Raw genomic sequence first — 20,606 nt, 5'->3', positions numbered from 1 at the left:
AGCATATTAGGCTGTTTAATATAACAAAAACTGTTGTGTTAGGTTAGTGGCGACACGCTTTTGGTGCAATCCCAAAAGTTTGCTTAAATAAACGGCTAAAATGACTGGCGCTATTAAAACCCAGGTCGTAGCACACCTTGCTTATAGCGTGGCCTTCTAATAAAAGCGTACGGGCCTTTTTAAGCCTAAGTTGTTGTTGCCAAAGCGCAGGGCTTGTACCAAAAGCAAGTTTAAACTGCTGATAAAACTTACTACGGCTCATACAGGTTATTTTACAAAGGGTGTTTATGTCGAGGTTTTCGTTTAAATGCTCTTCAATATAATGCAGTGCATCACTCACGTTACTTTTTAGGCGCAGCTTGTCACAGTTGGCCAGCAATAAATCACGGCTCTGTTGTTGTAATAAACGGGTGATCAATTCGTTTAACGATAAATCAATCAAGTAGTGTCGCTCGGCGCCTTGCTCACTAAATAAATGAACCATGCGCTCTAATAACTGCTGCGTTTGAGTATTATGTTGGGTATGCACTAAATTAGGGCTGTATTCAAACAAGGCATCGTTTGCAAAATTTTGCTGCATATTAAGCGCATTAGCCACATTGGTTATTTTATCGGTGCTAATTTCAATCGCCAAACAGGTGGTAGGTGAGTTGATAGTTGCCTGTGGGAAATCAATCAGCACGCTTTGCTCGGGTGCTAATACAAACGATTCATGTGGTAAAAACGCTTTGTGGTATTGACTGCTCTCAACATGCATTATTTTTTTACCACTGAGCATAGCGCAAAACAGTAATTCGTTAGAATGCAACGCCACTTTTTGCGCACTTTTATAGGTATCGTAAATACTTAGCTCGGAGTTATCGGCAGCAAAGGTCACTTTGTTTTCAATCAGTACATCAAGTTGTTGGCGTTTTTTATTTAACTGAGATGTGTGCATGTTCAGCCTTTTTTAATCGTTATAGAGCGTTTTTAATATGGACTCACAGACAACTTTTTTGGACAGCTAAGCAAGTTTTTAAGCGCTTAATAGTCTAATGTCAATCAATACCGATTAAATATAAAGCAACTAGCTACATTACTCTAACAAGTTGCTGGTATTTCGGCTTAGACTTTTAGCTAACAACAACAAGAGAACACATATATGATTTACGCAAACCCAGGTTCAGCAGATGCACTCGTCACATTTAAACAGCAGTATGGTAATTACATTGGCGGCGAGTGGGTTGCCCCAGTTAACGGCCAGTACTTTGATAATATAAGCCCAGTTAATGGCGAAGTATTTTGTAAAATTCCTCGCTCTGATAAAGACGATATTAATTTAGCACTTGATAAAGCGCATGCTGTAAAAACCCAGTGGGGCACAACCTCAGTCGCCGAGCGTAGCAATATTTTATTAAAAATTGCCGATCGCATTGAACAAAACTTAGAGTTACTTGCCGTCGCCGAAACATGGGATAACGGCAAAGCGATTCGCGAAACCCTCGCCGCTGATATTCCACTGGCCGCCGATCACTTTCGTTACTTTGCCGGTTGTTTGCGTGCTCAAGAGGGCAGCATTGGCGAGATAGACGAAACCACGGTGGCGTATCATTTTCATGAGCCACTAGGCGTTGTAGGGCAAATTATTCCGTGGAACTTCCCATTATTAATGGCCGCATGGAAATTAGCGCCTGCACTTGCAGCAGGTAACTGTGTAATATTAAAACCCGCCGAGCAAACACCTGCCTCAATCTTAGTGTTAATGGAAATTATTGGCGATTTACTGCCAGGAGGTGTTTTAAATGTGGTAAACGGCTTTGGTAAAGAAGCAGGTGAAGCACTGGCAACTAGTACGCGCATTGCTAAAATTGCCTTTACAGGCTCAACTCCTGTGGGCTCACATATTTTAAAATGTGCAGCCGAGAATATTATTCCTTCAACGGTCGAGCTTGGGGGGAAATCGCCTAATATCTTCTTTAGCGATGTTATGGAAAAAGACGACTCATATTTAGATAAAGCAATTGAGGGTGCCATTCTTGCCTACTTTAACCAAGGTGAAGTATGTACTTGTCCATCACGCTTGTTCATTCAAGAAGATATTTATGAGCAATTTATAGAACGTATTTTAAAACGTACTAAACAAATTAAACGTGGCAACCCGCTTGATAGTGAAACCATGGTAGGCGCACAAGCCTCTAAAGCGCAGTTTGATAAAATTTTAAGCTACATTGAAATTGGTAAAGAAGAAGGTGCTGAAGTATTAACTGGCGGGCATGTTGAGCAATTAAGCGACGAGCTAAACGGCGGGTATTACATTCAACCTACACTATTAAAAGGACGTAATGACATGCGCGTGTTCCAAGAAGAAATTTTTGGCCCCGTTATTTCAATGTCGACCTTTAAAGACGAAGCCGAAGCACTTGAACTGGCTAACAGCTCAGAATTTGGTTTAGGCGCAGGGGTATGGAGCCGTAATATGAATCGTGCTTATCACTTTGGTCGCAAAATAGAAGCAGGTCGTGTATGGACTAATTGTTACCATATGTACCCAGCACATGCAGCGTTTGGCGGTTATAAAAAGTCTGGTATAGGCCGCGAAACTCACAAACTCGCGCTTGATCATTACCAACAAACTAAAAACTTGCTAGTAAGTTACAGCGAAGATCCGCTTGGCTTTTTTTAATAACGCGTTTTAGTTTAAACAAACAACCTATAAGTAATGAAAGCGCTACATTTTTGTAGCGCTTTGTTTTTTAAAACCCAATACCCATTGCATTAAATTAGTGGCCAATTATAACAATAAAGAAATGGCTTAATAATGAGGCGCTGGGTTGAAAAAGTAGATTAAAGGTTCTAGCTCAGGGCTGTTATGACTAGGTTTCAGGCTGTTTGTACAAGCTCACAGCTCGTCACTCGAAGCCGGCTCATTTTCTCCTCTATGTTCAAAAAGGCTTTAATGAATTAATCACAAAAAGGATTATGGTGATGTTTGAAACGATTGCGATTTATTCAGGGTTAATAGCCACATTATGGATATTCATTGGTGTCTATGTAGCAAGTCTATTTTATGAAGGCTACAGCCATTCTAAACAATTTTGTAGTGAATTAGGTGCAACGGGAAGCCCAACTGAAAAACTGTCACCGCTAATTAATAATTATCCTTTAGGTTTTCTATTTTGCTTTTTTGGCTGGTATTTGGCGCAATTGGCTAATGTTTCTATATTGGTTAATATTGTTGGTTGGTTGGTTGGTTAGTTATAGTGCATGGTATTGGTACCTGGGTTGCGGGTTATTTTCCTATGGATGCTGACCCATTTACTAAACACCCAACTTTTAGCTGCAAGGTTCACTCTTGGGCTGGTTTCATTATGTTGCTTTCGCTCGTTTTAGCACCAATATTAATAGCGATCAGTCCAACCACAGAAATTACTCCTTTATACTTTCGTGTTTTTTCAATTGTTTCTGTTATCGCTACTGTTTATTATCTGTTTGCTATGGCTAAAGCGGTTAAGCTTCAAAGTAATCCAGGTACCTATCAACGTATCTCTTATGGTATCCAATTAAGTTGGTTAAGTGTTTTTTCAATAGTGTTAATGTAATTTTAAACTAATTTAAATCGTCTTCAATAATTTAGAGACTTAACTCACTAACGACTATGATTTATTTCAGCTTATTATTTGGCGCCACAACTCAAGGAAGGCTCATGAATATAAACCACGCTAAATTCCGTTTTATTTTACTAAAAGGTGTTCTAGGCTGGGGAATTCCTACAGCTATTTTATTTCAATTAATTATGTACTTTACAGGTGAGCAAGATTTTTTTTGATGGAATCATTACATCTTTAATAATATTTCCTTTAGTAGGCATATTATTTGGATACTTTTTATGGCATTCGAAATATAAAAAAGAGCGAAATAACTGAGATAACAACCTTAATCACTTGGTTTGTTGAAATTTTTTAGCTTTGATAACAAGAAGGTTTGAGTGAAAATTTGTGAAACCCAAAGGTTGCTTATTCGGCCATTTTCAATTGATGATGTGCCGGCATTAAGTGAAATTCTTAATGACGATGAAGTGATGAAATACTCAATTCGTGGTGTGTGCGATGAAGCTGCAACTCGTGAATTTATAAAGTGGTGTTTACAATGCTACGGTTCATACGGTTTGGGCCCATGGGCACTAATAGATAAAAACAGTAACCTACTTATAGGTTTTTGTGGTGTTTCTCCACAAAGTGTCGCGGGTAACGAAGAGCCTAATTTAGGGTATCGATTAGCGGGCGATTTTTGGAATAAAGGATTAGCCTGCGAAGCGGCTTAAGGTGTTTTAAAGTATGTGTTTACTCAAACTACTCATCAATCCGTCGTTGTTATTATTGAACCTGAGCATATTGCGTCACTGAAAGTAGCAAAGAAAATTGGTTTTACAGACTATAGCACTCATGAATTTCATGGTCGTGCTGTACAGTTATATCGATTAACTAAAGCGCAGTGGAGTAAATGGACTTCTTTAGATGCTGCTTATGTGGCCATCTAAAGCTCAAGATAGTTAACGTTGATTTGTTAAAAGGAAATTTTAATGGATATAGATTCTCACATAGTTCAACTTGAAAAAAACAACCGAAAGTTATTTAGTGCATCTCATAATTTGGGACTTACGATAGCGATGGCTGTTATTGTTTTGTTGTTAATGTTTTATTTCAGCCCATTGATAGGGCTTGCTTGTTCAGGTTTTGCTGCTTTCTTTTTGAACTTTTTCTATTCACAGTATAGCTTTAGAAAACTCAACGCCCGCATAACACTACTGCAAACCAAAATTGAACAAACGTCTAAGTAAGGTGTTGCTCTAAATTTAAAGCCAGTTCATTTCAAATCTTACTCGTTGTTAGCTGCTTTTAATGTTGTTAAGTTACTGCTATAAAAATAATTTGCTGATACTTATTTGATTTAAGGTATTTTTAGTTCCACCAAATGAGTTTACAGTAATTATATAACCTAATTTAAAATGGATTTTCATGAACATAAAAACAAAAATAGTTAGCCGTACTTTATTGAGTGCTTTATTAATTACGCCTACCTTGAGCATGGCAGAATTAGCAGTTACTCCTCAAACACCAGAGCAATGGCGCAGTGTTACTGAACGTGATATTGAAGCTGCTTACAGTATTTCGGCAAAAAACCACCCCGGTATGTTTGATGTTAACAACCCAGTCTTTCCTGAGCTATTAAAGCAAGCAAAAGCAGAAGCACTTGCACTGTCTGCCAAAGCGAGTGGGCCGCAGGTTCATGTTGCGGCAATTGCGCGTTTTAGTACTGTGCTACAAGATGGTCATGCAGGTGTGTTTTCAAGCGTTGAACGACCTGCTCGTCGTTGGCCAGGTTTTAGTGCCGTTTGGCGGGGTGATGCATTAAAAGTGTATTACAGTGAAACAGATAATATAAATAAAGGTGATGTGATAAGTGGTTGCGATGGGCAAAGTACCGAGACGTTAATGCGACAAAGAGTGTTTAAATTTCATGGACAGGTTACACAACCTGGGCATTGGTGGCAGCAAGGTTGGCGGTTACTAATTGATGAGGGCAACCCATTTTTAACACCTCTAAAAGAATGTCAATTTGTTAAAGCCAATGGGCAAGCTTACAGTAAAACCCTTGATTGGTCTGTTCGGCCAAAGAGTGTAAGTAAGCATTTAACACATGCCTATAATGGGGATGAGCTTACAACCGATTTAACTTGGCCTGCGCAAAACATAGCGTGGATTGCTATGCCCAGTTTTGCAAATAACGATAAGCAAACTCATGATTACAATAACTTGTATAAAAAAGTGACTGATCAACGTTCTAAGTTACTCAGTGCAAAAACGGTGGTTTTAGATCTTCGTCATAACCAAGGTGGCTCGTCGTATTGGAGCTTAAAGCTTGCAAAAGAGTTGTGGGGTGAGCAAGTTGTTGAACAAAAAATGGATAACTACTCAAAAAATAGCCGAGTTTGGTGGAGAGCGTCAAAAGATAATACTAGCCATGTTAAATCATTAATTGAAGTGTTGAAAGATCAACCTAAAGCACAAAAAGAGTTTAAAGAAATAGCTGCAGGTATGGCGCAGTCACTTGAAAATAATAAGCTATTTTACATCGAAGAGCCGCAAAGTAAACCAAACCAAAGCGGTAGCACGGTGCCAGAGAGTGACTTTAAAACACAGGTTTTTGTTATTGTGCCGCCACAGTGTGCAAGTGCGTGTCTTGATGCCATTGATGTATTTAAGCAGTTTTCAAACACTCAGTTATTTGGCGCGCCAAGCAGTGCTGACTCACTGTATATGGATGTTCGATTAGCTGAGTTACCCTCAGGTTTAGGTAAAGTGATAGTGCCTAATAAAGTGTATGTGAATAGAGCAAGAGGAAAGGGCGATTATTATAAACCCGATATTGCCTATAACGATATTGATTGGACAACCGATAAGCTATTAGAAAAAATTAAACAGTTATAAAAAAAGCCGCTCAATGAGCGGCTTTGACTTTTCAACTATAAGGGGTAATCAAAAACTGTATTTGGGCAATGTATTAATTGCCCATAGAGTATCTAACGCCAAAGGCATAACGAGGGCCGTATTGAGCCGCGCTTAAGAACTGACTTTCGAAGCGACTGAATGAACGCTCGGTTTCGTTGGTTAAGTTCACACCTTCAAAGAATACCGTTGTGCTTTCGTTAACTTCGTAGTTCACACTAATATCCCACTGTAAGTACTCTTCTGCGTATTGTGGAGGAGCCGTAGCACCTGAGTCAGGTAAACCTTGCGCAATTAAGTACTCATCACGCCATGCACCGGTAATTTTCACCGATAAGCCATCTTTTTCGTAAAAGCCTTGTATGTTTGCAGAATCACTTAAACCAGCTAATACTGCTTGAGAGGCAAGGTAGTAGTTATCGTACTCTACATCACCATCAACAACGGTGGCATTAAAGCCTGCACCAAAGCCTGAGTCGCCAAACAAGTGCTGAACAGCAAATTCAAAACCGTTTACTTTACGTGAACCAACGTTTTCAGGTGAATTGATGGTCCATTCAATCAGCGGATCAGTCGCTGGATCTGGTAATATACGGTTGTTTTCACCAATGCCTACGCCATTAGCTACAATTTCATTGTAAATTGCAGTGTCAGTTGCTTGATCTCCACGACCTTCAATGGCGGCCACTGCATTGTTCCAACGCTCACCTAAATACACATCATGTAAACCTTCAAAGGTAGTTTTTACCTGGGTGTTATCAATCCAATTATCTACGTCTTTCCAAAATAGACCAACAGCAGCGTAACTGCCTTCGCTGTAATAATACTCAAGGCTTAAATCTAGATTAGTTGATTTAAATGGCTCTAAGTTTGGATTACCACGGCTACCACTTCTTGAATTTAATTTAGGTGATGGTGTTAAAGCCAAGTTACCTAACATATCGCCAAGAGTTGGTCTGGTGATTGTTTGTCCCCATGATGCGCGGGTTACTATGTCATCCGTAAGATCGACTTTAATATCAATCATAGGAAGTAGTAAGTCGTATTGTCCTTCATAGTCAACTTCAACTAATTCGCCACCAGCGGCAAATTGAGTTAACCACTCTGAACCGCCTGCCCAGTAAACTTGTTCCGCTACACGACTTTTTGCTGGGCTTACAATATCAGTTTCTTCATAACGAAGACCTAAGTTTACAAATACGTCGTAGTCGCTAACGTTAAATACCCAGTTGCTAGAAAGGTAAACACTAATGGTTTCTTCTTCTACTTCGTTAGTTGGGAAGTTATCAAAGCTACCAATTCGGTAATAATCACTACCAATTACGTCTTCGGTCAAATAAGCACTTTGACGAGCAAATGCTTCATCAAGGTCATAAGTGTAAGCATAACCTGGCGCTACGCCGTTAGGACCAAATGAAAATTCATCAAGGAATCCGCTTAAATCAACCCTTTCGAACATCGCATCTGGGAAAATTTCAGCGAATGTACCGTTGTTAAAGCCAGGTGCATTGGCGTTATTAGAGCCGCCCCAACCACTGAGTGTTTGCTTAGTGTAAGCCGCACCAAATTTAACGGTTTCAAGACCAATATCGGTATAAGTAAATAATTTACCGTCTAATTGTACTTGAGAAACTTCTGACTCACCTGGTGTTCTGGTAAAAATACTGAAGTTAGAACCAATTTGATTTGGACTTACTTCTTGTGTGCCGTTGTTCCAATTAATATTAAAACCCGGTACATCGCCTTCGCGGAAAAAGTATTCTTTAGTAGATAACTCTGCTGAGCCCAAAATAATACGGGCATTGGAGTTTAAGCCAGGATCTTTGCCATTATCTGTTGTGGTTTTTGAAGTATGGGCATCAAAGTTAAAACTAAGGTTTTCTGTTGCTAACCATTCAACATTAATACCGGTTGCTTTTGAGTCTACCTCGGCAGTTTCACGAAATGCCGTGAATGAGGCATCATCACCGGCTGAGTTATAGTAAATAGCGGTGCCATTTTCATCTAGCTCATAGGCATTACCATTACCACCAAACGAACCGTTCCAAATACCCCACGATAGTGAGTTATTACCCGTTGTTGCATTTGAAATTGTATGATCTAGTGTAAACGTTAAGTTATCTGTTGGTGCAAACTGAAATGTGGCTTGCGCATTTAAACGTTCACGCTGAATATCATCTTTTGAAAAGCTCACTTCTTGTGGGAAGAAAGCGGCAGATACAAATTCACCATTATCCCCAGCATTTGGATCGAAAAACTGCTTAGCTGGATTACCATCTGCATCCATTGGACGGTTATCAATTATGTTTTCAGCATCAACCGATAGGTTAGGGTTGACTAACCAAGAGCGTACATTGGCTGCTTGGCGCTGAAAATCACGACGGTGGTATGAAAAGTTAGCTGAAAAACCAAACATTTCGTCAGCAAAAGTATTGCTGTAAATACCTGCAATTTCAGGTGTTACTTCATCACCTTCTTCTACCGATGTATCGTGAATGCCTTTAGCCATCAATGAAAAGCGCTGACCCGGCTTTTGTAGAGGTTTAGCGGTAACAATATTTACAGTTGCACCAAGGCCACCTGTTGGTGTATCCGCACGCGCTGTTTTCATAACTTCAAGTGAACTAACGCCTTCAGATGATAAGTTCTCAAAGTTAAATGAACGCGTAAAACCGGTGCCTGCCATTTGACGGCCGTTAAGTGTTACAAGGTTAAATGATGGGCCAAAACCACGTACGGTAATTTGGCTACCTTCACCGTTTGAGCGACTTACCGATACACCCGTAATACGTTGTAGCGATTCAGCTAAGTTAGTATCTGGAAATTTACCCATTTCTTCAGCAGAAATGGCATCTACCACGCCTGATGCATCGCGTTTTACGTCCATTGAACGAATGAGAGAGCCACGAATACCTTTTACTTCAATAACTTCTAGTTCAGGTTCGGCAGTATTTTCTTGCGCAGCATAAGCGAAGTTAAATGTGCTTGCAGCGATGATAAGTGACACAGAAGCCGCTAGTGGGCTTTTTTTAAACTTATTTGTGTTCATAATTGCTCTGCTTTTACTTAATTTATTACGGTAAGTAGGTACTTTTAATTTAGTACCTACCACTGAATTAGGGTTTATGGGTTAGCGATAACCACATTGTCGATACGATAAACTGCACCTTCACCTGTTCCCCACGCTGGGAAAACCATCAGTACATTGATATCGCTAATGTCTAAACCTGCATCAAATAATGATTGCACTGTAAACGTGTATGTTTGCCATTGCCCAATAACGGGTACTTCACCTTCAACGCTTTGCGCAAGAGGAAGCTCTACCGCCGTTGCTGCACCTGTTGACTCTATTTTAAATGTCCACACTGAGTCAGGATCATTTGGTGGTGTCACCATTTTCATTTCAAATTGCACAACACCATTTGCTAATATTGCTGATGCATCAAAAGAAACACCTTCGTCAGCTAAAAAGCCCATTACTGTTGGTGTAGCACCAATAACAAACTCAGCCACTGTGCCGTGTTCAGCATCGTCAGTTTCTTCAGTCGGTGTAGAGCCACCACAACAGTCCCAAATACTCCACATATCTGCGGCTGTATCTTGGAAAATAGTGATTTCATCGCCTGCTGATGCACTCGGATCGTACATTTTAGCGTTATCAACACGGTAAACCGCACCTTCACCTGTGCCCCATGCTGGGAATATCATCACTACATCAATGGCACTAACATCTAAACCTGCGCCCGCTAAGTCAGCGAATGTAAAGGTATAAGTTTTCCACTCACCAGCAACGGGTGCATCGCCAGCATCGGTTAATGGAAGCTCTACCGCTGTATCGCCTTCATTAGATTCAATCTTCATTGTCCAAACAGCTGCTGGATCATTTGGATTTGACATTACTTTTACATCAAACTGTAGTACACCATTTTCTAAAATACTTGTTGCATCAAATGGTTTACCACTACCACCGGCTGAGGTGCGAGTATTAAAGCCCATTACAGTGGGTGCTTCGCCAATGCTAAACTCTGCGGTTAAACCGTGTTCTTCATCATCTACTACCTCAATTGGTGTTGAACCGCCACAACAATCCCACATTGGCCAATCTAGATTTTGTCCGTCTGTAAATAGGTCAACTTCTGGGCTTCCAGGTAAATCACCTTCAATCGCAACATTGGTAATTAAATATTCAGCGCCTGCACCTGTTTGCCATGCTGGGAATACCATTAATACATCAATGGCACTTAAATCTAAGCCTCTTTCTTGTAGTAAAGAAAGTGGGAATGTATAGGTTTGCCATTGGCCAGTAACAGGAGTAACACCTTCATTACTATCGCTAAGGGCTACATCGCCGGTATTAGGACCACCATCACCCGCTTCGGCTTTTAATAACCAAGTAGTTGAAGATGTTGGCGGGGTTACTACTTTCATATCAAAGGTGAGTCGACCATTTAAATCAAGTAGAGGTGATGCATCAAATGGAGATGAAGTGCCAGTAAAATCATCTGGGAAGTGACCACCGCGGGTAGAAAACCCAAGCACAGTCCCGTTATTATCGTTAATGTTAAACTTAATTACGTCGCCTTTGTCAGCATCGGTAATGGTTTCTGGTGTTGTTCCACCGCAACAATCCCATGCGATCCAGTTGGCATTTAAGCTGCCATCAAAAATATCAAGATTCTTTGCAACACCATCACTTGGCGGGGTAGGTACAGGGGCTTTACCTTCAACAAGTGCATCTTCTAGGCTATCGTAACCTGGGCGTACTGTTTCACAGCCTTTACCTGTGGTTGGGTTAGAGGCACATTCGTAAACACGCACGTAATCAATTTCAAAACTTTGACCTTCTGCAAATGCTGCAGCGTCAACGCCTAAGTTATTTACGTTTTCAGGCCAATCACCACCAACAGCATTGTTTAATATAAGATAAAAGTCTTTATCAAATGGGGCATTATCCCAATGCGTTGTTAGCTCGCCGCTACCTTGTTCAAAGTATTCAGCAAACCAGCCTTTGTGCTTTAAGCCAACGGGTTCGTCTTTTGAATTGTAACGAACTTCAGAGCGACGTTGAGTGGCGTATAAATAGCCATCTACGTACCAGCGAATTTCGCCTTCTTGCCATTCAATTGCGTAAGTATGAAAATCGTCTGCAGGATTCATCCCTTCAGGGAATGTATACGCTTTACCTGAGCTTGAGTTATTTGGCCATTCACGGCCATAGTGAAGTGTGCCATGAATATTAGCTTCAACGGTGCCATCTTCAGCAACTGTTTTTAAATTTACCGCTTCTAAAATATCAATTTCGCCAGAGCGCGGCCAAGTACCATATTCTTCATCGGTTGGCATCATCCAAAAAGCTGGCCAGCTACCTTGACCCGAAGGCAACTTTGCACGCATTTCAAAGCGGCCATAAGTAAAGTCTGCGTTGTAACGGGTGTTTAAACGGGCTGATGTGTATGGTTTTTCTGCGCCTTCTTCTGCAGGTAAGGCGACTATGTTTAGCACACCGTCTTTAATAAAGGCGTTTTCTTCACTGTCGGTGTAACATTGTTTCTCGTTGTTACCACCGCCAGCGCAGTTTAATTCAAAGTTCCACTTGTTAGTATCAATACTAGTGCTGTCAAACTCATCGTTCCATACCATACGCCAGTCAGAGACTGGTTCAGTAGGGTTTACTTTTTCAATATCTGTAGTAGTGGTTGCTGCGTCACCACCACAACCCGCCAGAGATGCTAATGAAATAGCAGCCAAAAGGCGAGTAATGCGTGTTGTTTCAATGTTCATAACTGAACCCCGTTCAACTGATTATTGTCAGAATATAGTGTATTTGTTGATTTTTTCATTTTTGTAAGCGCTTACATTTTTGTGTGTGATAAATGTAAGCGCTTACAAATAATATGGGGGATTTTTAACTGGGTCAAGAATTTGTTTAAATAATTTACAATTGATTTACTTTTAACAGGGTGTTTTTGTTAACAGGAACGGTTAAACGCCCAAGTAATGTTATAAATAAAGGTTTAAAAGGTGTACATGGGCGTTTTCATTAGTCGTATTGCTATTTTTTAAATGGCATTATTAACAATTGCCACAAGGATGAATTTTGTTCGGGGTTTGGGTATTGGCTCAAACCAAGTGCAATACGTTTATCAGGCTGGTTTGCCTGTGATTTATAGCTGCCAAAAAGTCTATCCCACCAAGTAACACTAAACCCAAAGTTACTGTTTGTTTCTTCGGGGTTTTGGCTGTGATGTATGCGGTGCAGCGCTTGGGTAATAAGGATGAGGCGCAGTGGTTTTTCTATTGCGTTTGGCAAGCGAATATTTGCGTGGTTAAACAGTGCTAACCCATTGAGTGTTATTTCAAATATAAGTACTGCAATGGCGGGCACGCCAAGAGCAGTTATGGCGGCAAGCTTTATCAATATGCTAAGACCTATTTCAATAGGGTGAAAGCGCAGCCCAGTGCTTGTATCTACGTGCGCATCAGCATGGTGAACACGGTGTAAACGCCATAAAACTGGAATTTTATGAAACAATCTGTGTTGCCAATAAATCAGTACATCTAGTAACAGCAGGCTAAGTATAATTGCTACTGAAAGAGGCATAGTTAGTTGATTAAACAAACCGATACTATGTTCTTGGTTATAAAGCGCGGCGGCGGTTAACCCTAAAGGAACCGCTAACCGAGCAATCACTGAAGAGGTAAATACAAGACCAAAATTCGCAACCCAACGTTTAGTGGCTTTTATGGGCGATTGCCGTGCAGGGGTTTGCCACTCAAGCAGCATCATTATGACTAAAATACTTACAAAACATCCAAGCCGCCACCATAATTCGTTATCCATTGGTAGCCTCCGTTTTACTGATATTAGTTTCTTGTTGTTTTAATGTGTGATAACCGCCATAAATACGGGTGAAAATCGTTATGGCGCAAGATGCAGCAAATAAGCTGGCCATTATGGCAAAGTGCTGCGGCCAAATACAAAAGGCAACAAATAAGGCAATGGTTTCTGTGCCTTCGGTTAAGCCATTTAAGTAGTAAAAACTTTTATATTTAAATTGTGGTTTGTCGAGTTTAAATTTTTCAGCGGCAATTGCAAAGGCCAAAAAGCTGGAACCGGTACCTATAAAAGTAGCCAGTAAAATAGCACCTGCAATGGCATTTTGTGCTGGATTAGCCAAAATAAAGCCCAGTGGAATCGCTGCGTAAAATAAAAAGTCGAGAGTAATATCTAAAAACCCACCCGCGCTAGAACTTTGATTAGCATAGCGGGCTAATGCGCCATCCAGTCCATCTAAAATTCTATTCAACGCAATGGCGATTAATGCGCCATACCACATTTCAAAGGCAAGTAAAGGCACGGCAAACATACCCACTAAAAAACCAAAAACAGTGAGTTGATTAGCTGTAATGCCGCTTTTATTAATGAGCATAACAACCGGTGTTAGTAGTGGCTTTATAATGGGGGTAACAAATTTATCTAACATACGTATTGCCTTGAATATGAGTCAGGTTTTAAGCATCAATGCCTAGAGTAATCACTTTGCCAGCTGTTGCCACGGCGTCACTGTGGTCGTGTGTAACCATAATGGCAGGCAATTTATGCTCGCGTATTTGACTAAACACCAGTTCGCGGGTATCAACACGCAATTGGGTGTCGAGTTTACTAAAAGGCTCGTCGAGTAAAATAGCTTTTGGTTCGCTGAGCAACATGCGTAGCAGTGCAACACGCGCTTGCTGCCCACCAGATAGGCTGTCGGGATGACGGGCTGCCAATCCTTTTAAGCCAACTTGTTCTAGGGCGTGGTCTATTTTTTCAAGACGCTGCTTTTTATTGCCTTTGGGCATAGCAAAGGCAATATTTCCTGCCACTGTTAAATGCGAAAACAATAAAGCGTCTTGGTAGAGCACCCCAATATGGCGTAAATGCGGGGGGGTGTTATCTATATTTTGCTCATTTAGCCATACTTCGCCTTGTGCCTTAAAGTCTTTGGGCAAACAGCCTGTAAGCCAATTTAATAAGCTTGACTTGCCACTGCCCGATGGCCCCATGATGGTGAGTATTTCGCCGCCATTTACTTGCTCGTTTAAGCTTAGTAACAGCTCGCCTTGACGGTAAAGCTGACAATCTTTGATGTGTAATGATGACTGCATTAAATAGCCTTAATGGTTTTATAGTTAAGCGCGCGCTTTAAAAAAATATTTAGGTAACACCCATGCCACACCAAAACCAATTAGCGGTAATGCCATTTGTAAAATGGCGTAAACTGCACTGGTGCGTCTGCTTGCGCCATTAGCAAGGGTTACGGCTTCGGTGGTAATGGTACTTATACGCCCGCCACTGGCTAAAAGTGTAGATAAATACTGGCCAAAACTAATCGCCAGCCCAAGCGCTATCGCGATTAAAATAGGGGCGAATAGTTGTGGCAATTTAACCTGTAAAAACACCTTGCAGGGACTTGCCCCCAAGCTTGCGGCAACGCGCGCTAATCGAGGGTCTAAACGCCTGTAACTATCGGCAATAGATAAAAAAACATACGGTAAAACAAATAAAACGTGCACAAATATCACATTAAAAAAGGCATGCTGGCTATTGAGCAGTTGTTGTAACCACACAATACCAAATAAAAACGCAATACTGGGCACTAATAAAGGAAGATAAATAATTAACTGTGTCCATTTCGACATGGGTTTCGCGTTTAACTGCTCGGCTTCTAAGCACAGCAATACCATAGTGATAGCAAACAGCGTACTTATTACCCCTATTATTAAGGTATTAAACAAGGGAGTATGTATTTGTGTAAATGCATGTTGAAAATGCAGAAATACCACGCTTGAGGGCACGGTATCCGGAAAACGCCAATAGCCCGCTATTGACCATATCACTAATCCAATTAGCGCAGCAACAATAAAAATTAAAATTAGACTCGTGAAAACATGAGTAAATGTGCAGATCAATTGATGTGCATACTGGCGGCGGCCATTAATAAGTGATTGCTTAAAAACTAGAGCAATGATTTTTTCAAGCAATAGCCACGTTAAGAGTAGTCCAACAGTGACCGCTAATTGTAACAGGGCACCCGCCGAGGCTTTTATTCGCAGGTTTAAATCTACATCGTTAAACCAGTGCATTATAGCAACGGCTAAAGTGGGAGGAGTATTTGGGCCAAGAATGAGTGGCATTTCAACGCTGGCGCTGGCATAAGCAAGTACTGCAAAAATAGGTAAACGTAACAGTGGGTATAAACTGGGTAGCACCACTTTAAAAAACGCCACCATAGGGTAATAACCTAAATTAACCGCAATTTGATGCTGCTTGCGTAGCTTTTTACCAAGCTCGGGTTGCGCCAAAACACCCAATGCAATCAGTAGTAAAAAAGGTAACTCTTTAAGCACAAGCCCAATAATAATGCTCCAGCCAAAAGCGTCGTAAGGTAACGCGCCTTCTGGCGCTAATTGCCAGCCAGTTAACCATGGAGAAACTAAACGAGTAAATAACCCCGATGGCGCAATTAAAAAACTCACCGCAATCGCCGCAGCGGCATGCGGAATAACCAATATTGGACTTAAAATATATTCAATGCGTTTAAGCCACACACTATTAAAAAACGCGCCAAGCATAATGATCATCAGCATAAACGCGATTAAGGTACTAATAAGCCCTGTTCGTATGCTCAGCTCTACCATGTGTGTCAATCCAGGCGTTTGCCATAATGCGTTAAATCCTGCTAAGCCAATATTTGTTTCATTGAGTGCTGGCGCCCAACCAAAGGCAGGTAAAAGCACGCCGATTACCCCCCCTAAAACGGGTAAAGTAAGCAATGCAACCAAACAGTAAGGACTTAGTTTGACCAAAAAGGTAAATAGGCTATTTGAAGCGGGTACTTTATTCATTGGCTAACCCCATAGCGCGTTTGCCAACCTTGCATTATGGCATTAACCCAACTTGGGTGAGGCTCACTGAGTGTGCGTTTTATGCTATTAAAAGGCAGCGCACTTGGGTGCGGTTGTGTGGTTTTAAATAAGGCTTGTTGCTGGGTATTTAGCATTGATTGGATCAACACTGTTTTATCGCCCCAAATAGTGGGCTTTTGTTTATGAGCTTGCGCTTGAGGGCTTAATAAAAAATTAGCGACTAACTGTGCGCCTTGTGCATGGCTTGCATTATACGGTATTGCTACAAAATGGGTGTTACTTAAGCTGCCATCATGCATAGCATAACTGCGGGTGCTGGTGGGTAAATCAAAGCGTTGTACTGCAGCGGGCACTTCTGGCGCTGAAAAGGTAAACCCGATACTAAGCTCAGTATCGTCAATTAAACGGCGCATTTGTGCGCCACTTTGCATAAAATGTTTGCTGCTGCGCCAAAGCGTAGGGTGTAATTTATTTAAAAATACCCACAAAGGGTTGAGCACCTCAGTGGTGTTTTTATCTGTAGCTGGCTGGTTTAGCTGTGCTTTTAATTCATCATCGCTGTTATTATGTAGTACCACTAAGGCATATTTTAAAAAGCTCATGCCTAAAAAATCAGGTGGCTTTGGGTAACTAAAACGCCCAGGATTTTGCGCGCTCCAAGTTAATAACTGGTGTAGGGTGGTGGGTAATTGATTCGTTGTGCTGCCATCTATTGCTAGGCTGTCGTAATAAAAAGTGAGCGACGCTTGCCCCCAAGGCGCTTCCATCCCGTTTGTAGGCAAACCAAAATCAAAGTTTACCGCGGGGTTATTATTAGGATCGGTTAATGCAAAATTTTGCAGCGTCTGGGCCCAGTCTTTAAGCAGCAAGTCATGCTTACTCATAGCGGCAAAGTTAGCGCCATTGATCCAAATTAAATCGACACTGCCTTGAGCGTGATTATTGGCTGATTTTTCTGCTAATACCCGGCTTACTGCTTCGCTGGTATCGCTTAATTTTACATGCACTAATTCAATATCATATTGCGCTTTGACCTGCTCAGCCACCCATTGAATGTAGGCATTTATTTGCGGATCGCCGCCCCATGCATAAAAATAAACGGGTTGGTTTTTACCTTGGCTTTGGATAGTTTGCCAGCGAGTATCAGAAAAAGAGGTTGCAAGGGCTTTAAAGTTAACAATTAAAACAATGCACAAAGCAATACTCAAAAAACAATATCGGCTGAGTATTTGTATTGGCTTAACGACGTGCATTTAAATTCCAGTTGTAATCTAAAAATTTAATTTTCATGTCATTATTTTGCAGCGCTTTTTGTTGAGCGGGTAGCAGTTTTAATGCATCAGCGTATTGTGCTAAAAACGGGTGTAATGTGTTTGCTCCTTTAAAGCCTTGTTCAAAATCACCGCCGTACCATTTAAAAATAGACGATACATTTAAAGTATTGCCTGTTGCCATGTTGCGGGTGTTGTCTGACAAAAAACGAACAGTTTGCTGGTGTAATTGCTCTTCTAGTTTATCGGCCGAGTAGGCTTCTTCACGAAGTGCAGGGCAACCAATACTGGCGCAGTTTACTGCAAAGTGAATACGCGGGTCGTTGTATTTACCACTACCACGAATTAACTCATGCTCTATATCATCAAGGCTGCGTGTTTTACCTAGCAGCGAAATAAACTCTTTGCTCCACGGTGAACTAAAAAAGCTACCTAACTCTTTGAGTGATTCAATATTAGGGTACTGCGTTAATATTAGTTCAACGGTAAAGGCATTATAGGCATTAATTAAAAACGCCAACTGTTTGTTTTTACCCCACGTGTTAAATTCACCTGGTGTGATGGCTGTTAACGTATTTAAATATGCTTTTAATTGGGTATGCTCGTGTTTAATTGCAGCGTAATCAACCTCAGTGCTGTGCCCATGATTAATAGCGACAACATGTTTAGTTAATAGCGTGTTCCAACTATCGTGCAGGTTTTGTGCACTACTTTTAAACGCCGTGACCAGTAGTGCACTTAAAACTAAAAACTTCAATAACGTATACAAAGGCTTAACCTCGGCGCCATGCATGGTATTTTTCAAGCATGTTTAAAACAGTTTGTGGAGCATGGTTACGTTTCCATTCACCAGCGGCATATTTGTTGCCTTCTGCCCATGTTGGGTAGCTGTGAATTGTGCCTAGAATTTTATTAAGGCCAAGGCCGTGTTTCATGGCTAAAACAAATTCAGCAATTAAATCGCCTGCATGCTCAGAAACCACAGTAACTCCGAGTATTTTGTCTTTTCCTTTAGGGGTGATCACCTTAATAAAGCCATTATTGGCGCTCTCAGTAATGGCGCGGTCTAACTCTTCAAACTCAAAGCGGGTGATTTCATAGTCTATGCCTTTATCAATCGCTTCTTGCTCGTTTAGGCCTACGCGCGCGACTTCTGGATCAATGAAGGTGGTCCATGGAATAACACGGTAATCTACTTTAAACTTTTTAAAGTGGCCAAATAAGCCATTAACCGCCGCGTACCACCCCTGATGAGCCGCAACGTGAGTAAACTGGTACGGGCCTACAATATCGCCTGCGGCAAAAATATTAGGGTAGAGTGTTTCTAAGTAGTCGTTAGTTACTATGGTTCGATTAGTTTCTATACCAAGCTCTTCAAGGCCATAGCCTTTGAGGCGTGCGCTTCGGCCAACGGCACACAGTAGCTCATCATATTCAATATCAATTTCGGTGTCGTTGTGCTTCACCACGAGGTACTTTTTACCCTCGCGTGCTTCACAGCGCAGCGCTTGGTGTGAGGTTAAAATATTAACGCCACTATCGGCCAATGATTGGTGTGCAAAAGCTGACACTTCAACATCTTCTTTGATCATAACGCGCTGAGTCATTTCAACTTGCGTCACACTTGAGCCTAAACGAGCAAAGCTTTGTGCAAGCTCACAACCAATCGGGCCCCCACCTAAAACAACCAGTTTTTTGGGCGCTTCGTCGAGCTCGGCAAATTTGCTCCATAAAGTATCGCTGGTAACGTAACCGGTTTCTTCAATACCTGGCAGTGGCGGTATAAACGGGCGTGCACCGGTGGCAATAACAAGTGTGCGAGCGGTAAGAGTTTGCGTGCTGCCATCGTTAAGTTTAATTTCCACTGTCCACGGGTCAATCAATTTTCCATAGCCTTTTAAAACCTCCACACCTAAATTTGTGTAGCGCTCTATGCTGTCGTGCGGGGCTATATCAGCAATGACTTGATGTACACGTGCCATTACTTTTTTAAAGGAAAACTGCGGTGTAGTGTTTTCAAGGCCATAGTTTTCGCCATGGCGCATTTGCTGTGCTATTTTTGCACTTTTAATAATCGCTTTACTAGGCACACAGCCAGTGTTTAAGCAGTCACCACCCATTTCGCCGGCTTCAATTAAGGTGACTTTGGCTTTTACTGCGGCGGCAATATAGCTGGTAACTAAGCCGCCTGCACCCGCGCCAATAACAATCATGTTACGGTCGAATTTTTTGGGCTTAGTGTAGTTTTTATAAACCCGTTGTTTTTTAAATACATTTAAAATCGCTTTCGCAATCAGTGGGAATACACCTAATAGAGCAAATGACAGAATTAAATCTAGTGACAAAATGCCCGATAAACGCTCAATTTGTGCAAGTTGAGTACCGGCATTCACAAAAACAAAGGTGCCTGCCAACATACCAATTTGGCTCACCCAATAAAAAGTCCACGACTTAATAGCGGTTAAGCCCATTAATAGGTTAATTAAAAAGAACGGAAATACCGGTACTAAACGCAAAGTAAAAAGGTAAAAAGCGCCTTCTTTATCTACGCCTTTATCTATAGCAGCTAAACGCTCAGGAAACCGTTTTTTAATGGTGTCGCGTAATAAATAGCGTGACACTAAAAAGGCAAGGGTAGCACCAATCGTTGAGGCAAACGACGCCACCAGTAAGCCTTCTACTAAGCCAAATAATGCGCCTGCGGCCAATGTTAAAATAGCTGCGCCGGGTAAAGAGAGAGCCGTTACTACCACATAGAGTAAAAAGAACCCGCCAATAACTAACAACGGCGATTGCGCTTTGTATTGGTTAAACTGATCCATCGACCCTTTTAAGCCTTCGAGTGTAAGTAACTGGTGCAAATTAAAATGAAAGAACATGCCAATACCGGCTGCTGCAATCAATAATAACAATAGTTTTTTAATCATATTATCTCTTG

General features: G+C 41.3%; 16 protein-coding genes and 1 pseudogene. 7 read left to right on the top strand and 10 right to left on the bottom strand.

Annotated elements, in window-relative coordinates; translation table 11 throughout:
* Window positions 1-43 precede the first annotated feature (43 nt).
* A complete protein-coding gene (locus QL984_RS04710) occupies window positions 44-937 on the bottom strand; it encodes an AraC family transcriptional regulator (protein ID WP_058155828.1) in 894 nt (297 codons plus the stop codon).
* Between the two features lie 204 nt (window positions 938-1,141).
* Here QL984_RS04710 and QL984_RS04705 point away from each other — a divergent pair, with 204 nt between their 5' ends.
* From QL984_RS04705 to QL984_RS04675, 7 genes and pseudogenes are all read left to right on the top strand, one after another.
* Entirely contained in the window at window positions 1,142-2,662 is a 1,521-nt protein-coding gene (locus tag QL984_RS04705) for an aldehyde dehydrogenase family protein (protein WP_058155830.1), read from the top strand.
* Window positions 2,663-2,964: 302 nt separating this feature from the next.
* A pseudogene (locus QL984_RS04700) lies at window positions 2,965-3,578 on the top strand (DUF998 domain-containing protein).
* Between the two features lie 104 nt (window positions 3,579-3,682).
* The gene (locus tag QL984_RS04695; RefSeq protein ID WP_257720508.1) at window positions 3,683-3,805 is read left to right on the top strand and encodes a hypothetical protein; all 123 of its coding nucleotides are present in this window, start codon (window positions 3,683-3,685) and stop codon (window positions 3,803-3,805) included.
* A gap of 159 nt (window positions 3,806-3,964) precedes the next feature.
* Complete coding sequence (locus tag QL984_RS04690; protein ID WP_232311376.1) at window positions 3,965-4,300, top strand: GNAT family N-acetyltransferase; 336 nt, start codon at window positions 3,965-3,967, stop codon at window positions 4,298-4,300.
* A 15-nt stretch (window positions 4,301-4,315) separates the two neighbouring features.
* Window positions 4,316-4,516 carry a GNAT family protein gene (locus QL984_RS04685; RefSeq protein ID WP_232311377.1) on the top strand — a complete coding sequence of 67 codons (201 nt, stop codon included), beginning with the start codon at window positions 4,316-4,318 and terminating at the stop codon, window positions 4,514-4,516.
* A 42-nt stretch (window positions 4,517-4,558) separates the two neighbouring features.
* A complete protein-coding gene (locus QL984_RS04680) occupies window positions 4,559-4,816 on the top strand; it encodes a hypothetical protein (protein ID WP_058155832.1) in 258 nt (85 codons plus the stop codon).
* A 178-nt stretch (window positions 4,817-4,994) separates the two neighbouring features.
* Window positions 4,995-6,467: a S41 family peptidase gene (locus QL984_RS04675; protein ID WP_058155834.1), complete on the top strand. Its 1,473-nt coding sequence runs from the start codon at window positions 4,995-4,997 to the stop codon at window positions 6,465-6,467.
* A gap of 73 nt (window positions 6,468-6,540) precedes the next feature.
* Here the strand turns inward: QL984_RS04675 and QL984_RS04670 are convergent, their stop codons facing one another.
* From QL984_RS04670 to QL984_RS04630, 9 genes are all read right to left on the bottom strand, one after another.
* Entirely contained in the window at window positions 6,541-9,534 is a 2,994-nt protein-coding gene (locus QL984_RS04670; protein ID WP_138764300.1) for a TonB-dependent receptor, read from the bottom strand.
* 74 nt (window positions 9,535-9,608) lie between these two features.
* Window positions 9,609-12,266, bottom strand: a complete 2,658-nt coding sequence (locus QL984_RS04665; protein ID WP_016900600.1) for a glycoside hydrolase family 16 protein — start codon at window positions 12,264-12,266, stop codon at window positions 9,609-9,611.
* Between the two features lie 271 nt (window positions 12,267-12,537).
* Window positions 12,538-13,326, bottom strand: coding sequence for a sterol desaturase family protein (locus tag QL984_RS04660; RefSeq protein WP_138764299.1), 789 nt, complete (start codon window positions 13,324-13,326; stop codon window positions 12,538-12,540).
* Entirely contained in the window at window positions 13,319-13,969 is a 651-nt protein-coding gene (locus QL984_RS04655; RefSeq protein WP_138764298.1) for a CDP-alcohol phosphatidyltransferase family protein, read from the bottom strand. The genes QL984_RS04660 and QL984_RS04655 overlap by 8 nt, the downstream gene beginning before the upstream one ends.
* A gap of 28 nt (window positions 13,970-13,997) precedes the next feature.
* Window positions 13,998-14,636: an ATP-binding cassette domain-containing protein gene (locus QL984_RS04650; protein ID WP_138764297.1), complete on the bottom strand. Its 639-nt coding sequence runs from the start codon at window positions 14,634-14,636 to the stop codon at window positions 13,998-14,000.
* A gap of 24 nt (window positions 14,637-14,660) precedes the next feature.
* Window positions 14,661-16,376 (bottom strand): ABC transporter permease subunit, encoded by a 1,716-nt coding sequence (locus QL984_RS04645; protein WP_138764296.1) that lies wholly within the window; start codon window positions 16,374-16,376, stop codon window positions 14,661-14,663.
* Window positions 16,373-17,650, bottom strand: coding sequence for an ABC transporter substrate-binding protein (locus QL984_RS04640; RefSeq protein ID WP_290172039.1), 1,278 nt, complete (start codon window positions 17,648-17,650; stop codon window positions 16,373-16,375). Before QL984_RS04640 ends, QL984_RS04645 begins: the two co-directional genes overlap by 4 nt.
* Entirely contained in the window at window positions 17,637-18,461 is an 825-nt protein-coding gene (locus QL984_RS04635; RefSeq protein WP_138764294.1) for a DUF547 domain-containing protein, read from the bottom strand. Before QL984_RS04635 ends, QL984_RS04640 begins: the two co-directional genes overlap by 14 nt.
* A complete protein-coding gene (locus QL984_RS04630) occupies window positions 18,442-20,595 on the bottom strand; it encodes a bifunctional TVP38/TMEM64 family protein/FAD-dependent oxidoreductase (RefSeq protein WP_138764293.1) in 2,154 nt (717 codons plus the stop codon). The genes QL984_RS04635 and QL984_RS04630 overlap by 20 nt, the downstream gene beginning before the upstream one ends.
* Window positions 20,596-20,606: the final 11 nt, after the last annotated feature.

This window comes from Pseudoalteromonas sp. APC 3495, assembly GCF_030407645.1.
Classification (GTDB): Bacteria; Pseudomonadota; Gammaproteobacteria; order Enterobacterales; family Alteromonadaceae; genus Pseudoalteromonas; species Pseudoalteromonas tetraodonis.
This window is presented reverse-complemented; position numbering and strand designations above follow the sequence as displayed.

Bases quoted from the DNA above. Each gene is read 5' to 3' on its own strand.
- QL984_RS04665 (WP_016900600.1), bottom strand. From the start codon at position 12,266: ATGAACATTGAAACAACACGCATTACTCGCCTTTTGGCTGCTATTTCA.
- QL984_RS04640 (WP_290172039.1), bottom strand. From the start codon at position 17,650: ATGCACGTCGTTAAGCCAATACAAATACTCAGCCGATATTGTTTTTTG.
- QL984_RS04670 (WP_138764300.1), bottom strand. From the start codon at position 9,534: ATGAACACAAATAAGTTTAAAAAAAGCCCACTAGCGGCTTCTGTGTCA.
- QL984_RS04695 (WP_257720508.1), top strand. From the start codon at position 3,683: ATGAATATAAACCACGCTAAATTCCGTTTTATTTTACTAAAAGGTGTT.
- QL984_RS04680 (WP_058155832.1), top strand. From the start codon at position 4,559: ATGGATATAGATTCTCACATAGTTCAACTTGAAAAAAACAACCGAAAG.
- QL984_RS04650 (WP_138764297.1), bottom strand. From the start codon at position 14,636: ATGCAGTCATCATTACACATCAAAGATTGTCAGCTTTACCGTCAAGGC.
- QL984_RS04630 (WP_138764293.1), bottom strand. From the start codon at position 20,595: ATGATTAAAAAACTATTGTTATTATTGATTGCAGCAGCCGGTATTGGC.
- QL984_RS04635 (WP_138764294.1), bottom strand. From the start codon at position 18,461: ATGCATGGCGCCGAGGTTAAGCCTTTGTATACGTTATTGAAGTTTTTA.
- QL984_RS04645 (WP_138764296.1), bottom strand. From the start codon at position 16,376: ATGAATAAAGTACCCGCTTCAAATAGCCTATTTACCTTTTTGGTCAAA.
- QL984_RS04710 (WP_058155828.1), bottom strand. From the start codon at position 937: ATGCACACATCTCAGTTAAATAAAAAACGCCAACAACTTGATGTACTG.
- QL984_RS04705 (WP_058155830.1), top strand. From the start codon at position 1,142: ATGATTTACGCAAACCCAGGTTCAGCAGATGCACTCGTCACATTTAAA.
- QL984_RS04660 (WP_138764299.1), bottom strand. From the start codon at position 13,326: ATGGATAACGAATTATGGTGGCGGCTTGGATGTTTTGTAAGTATTTTA.
- QL984_RS04675 (WP_058155834.1), top strand. From the start codon at position 4,995: ATGAACATAAAAACAAAAATAGTTAGCCGTACTTTATTGAGTGCTTTA.
- QL984_RS04655 (WP_138764298.1), bottom strand. From the start codon at position 13,969: ATGTTAGATAAATTTGTTACCCCCATTATAAAGCCACTACTAACACCG.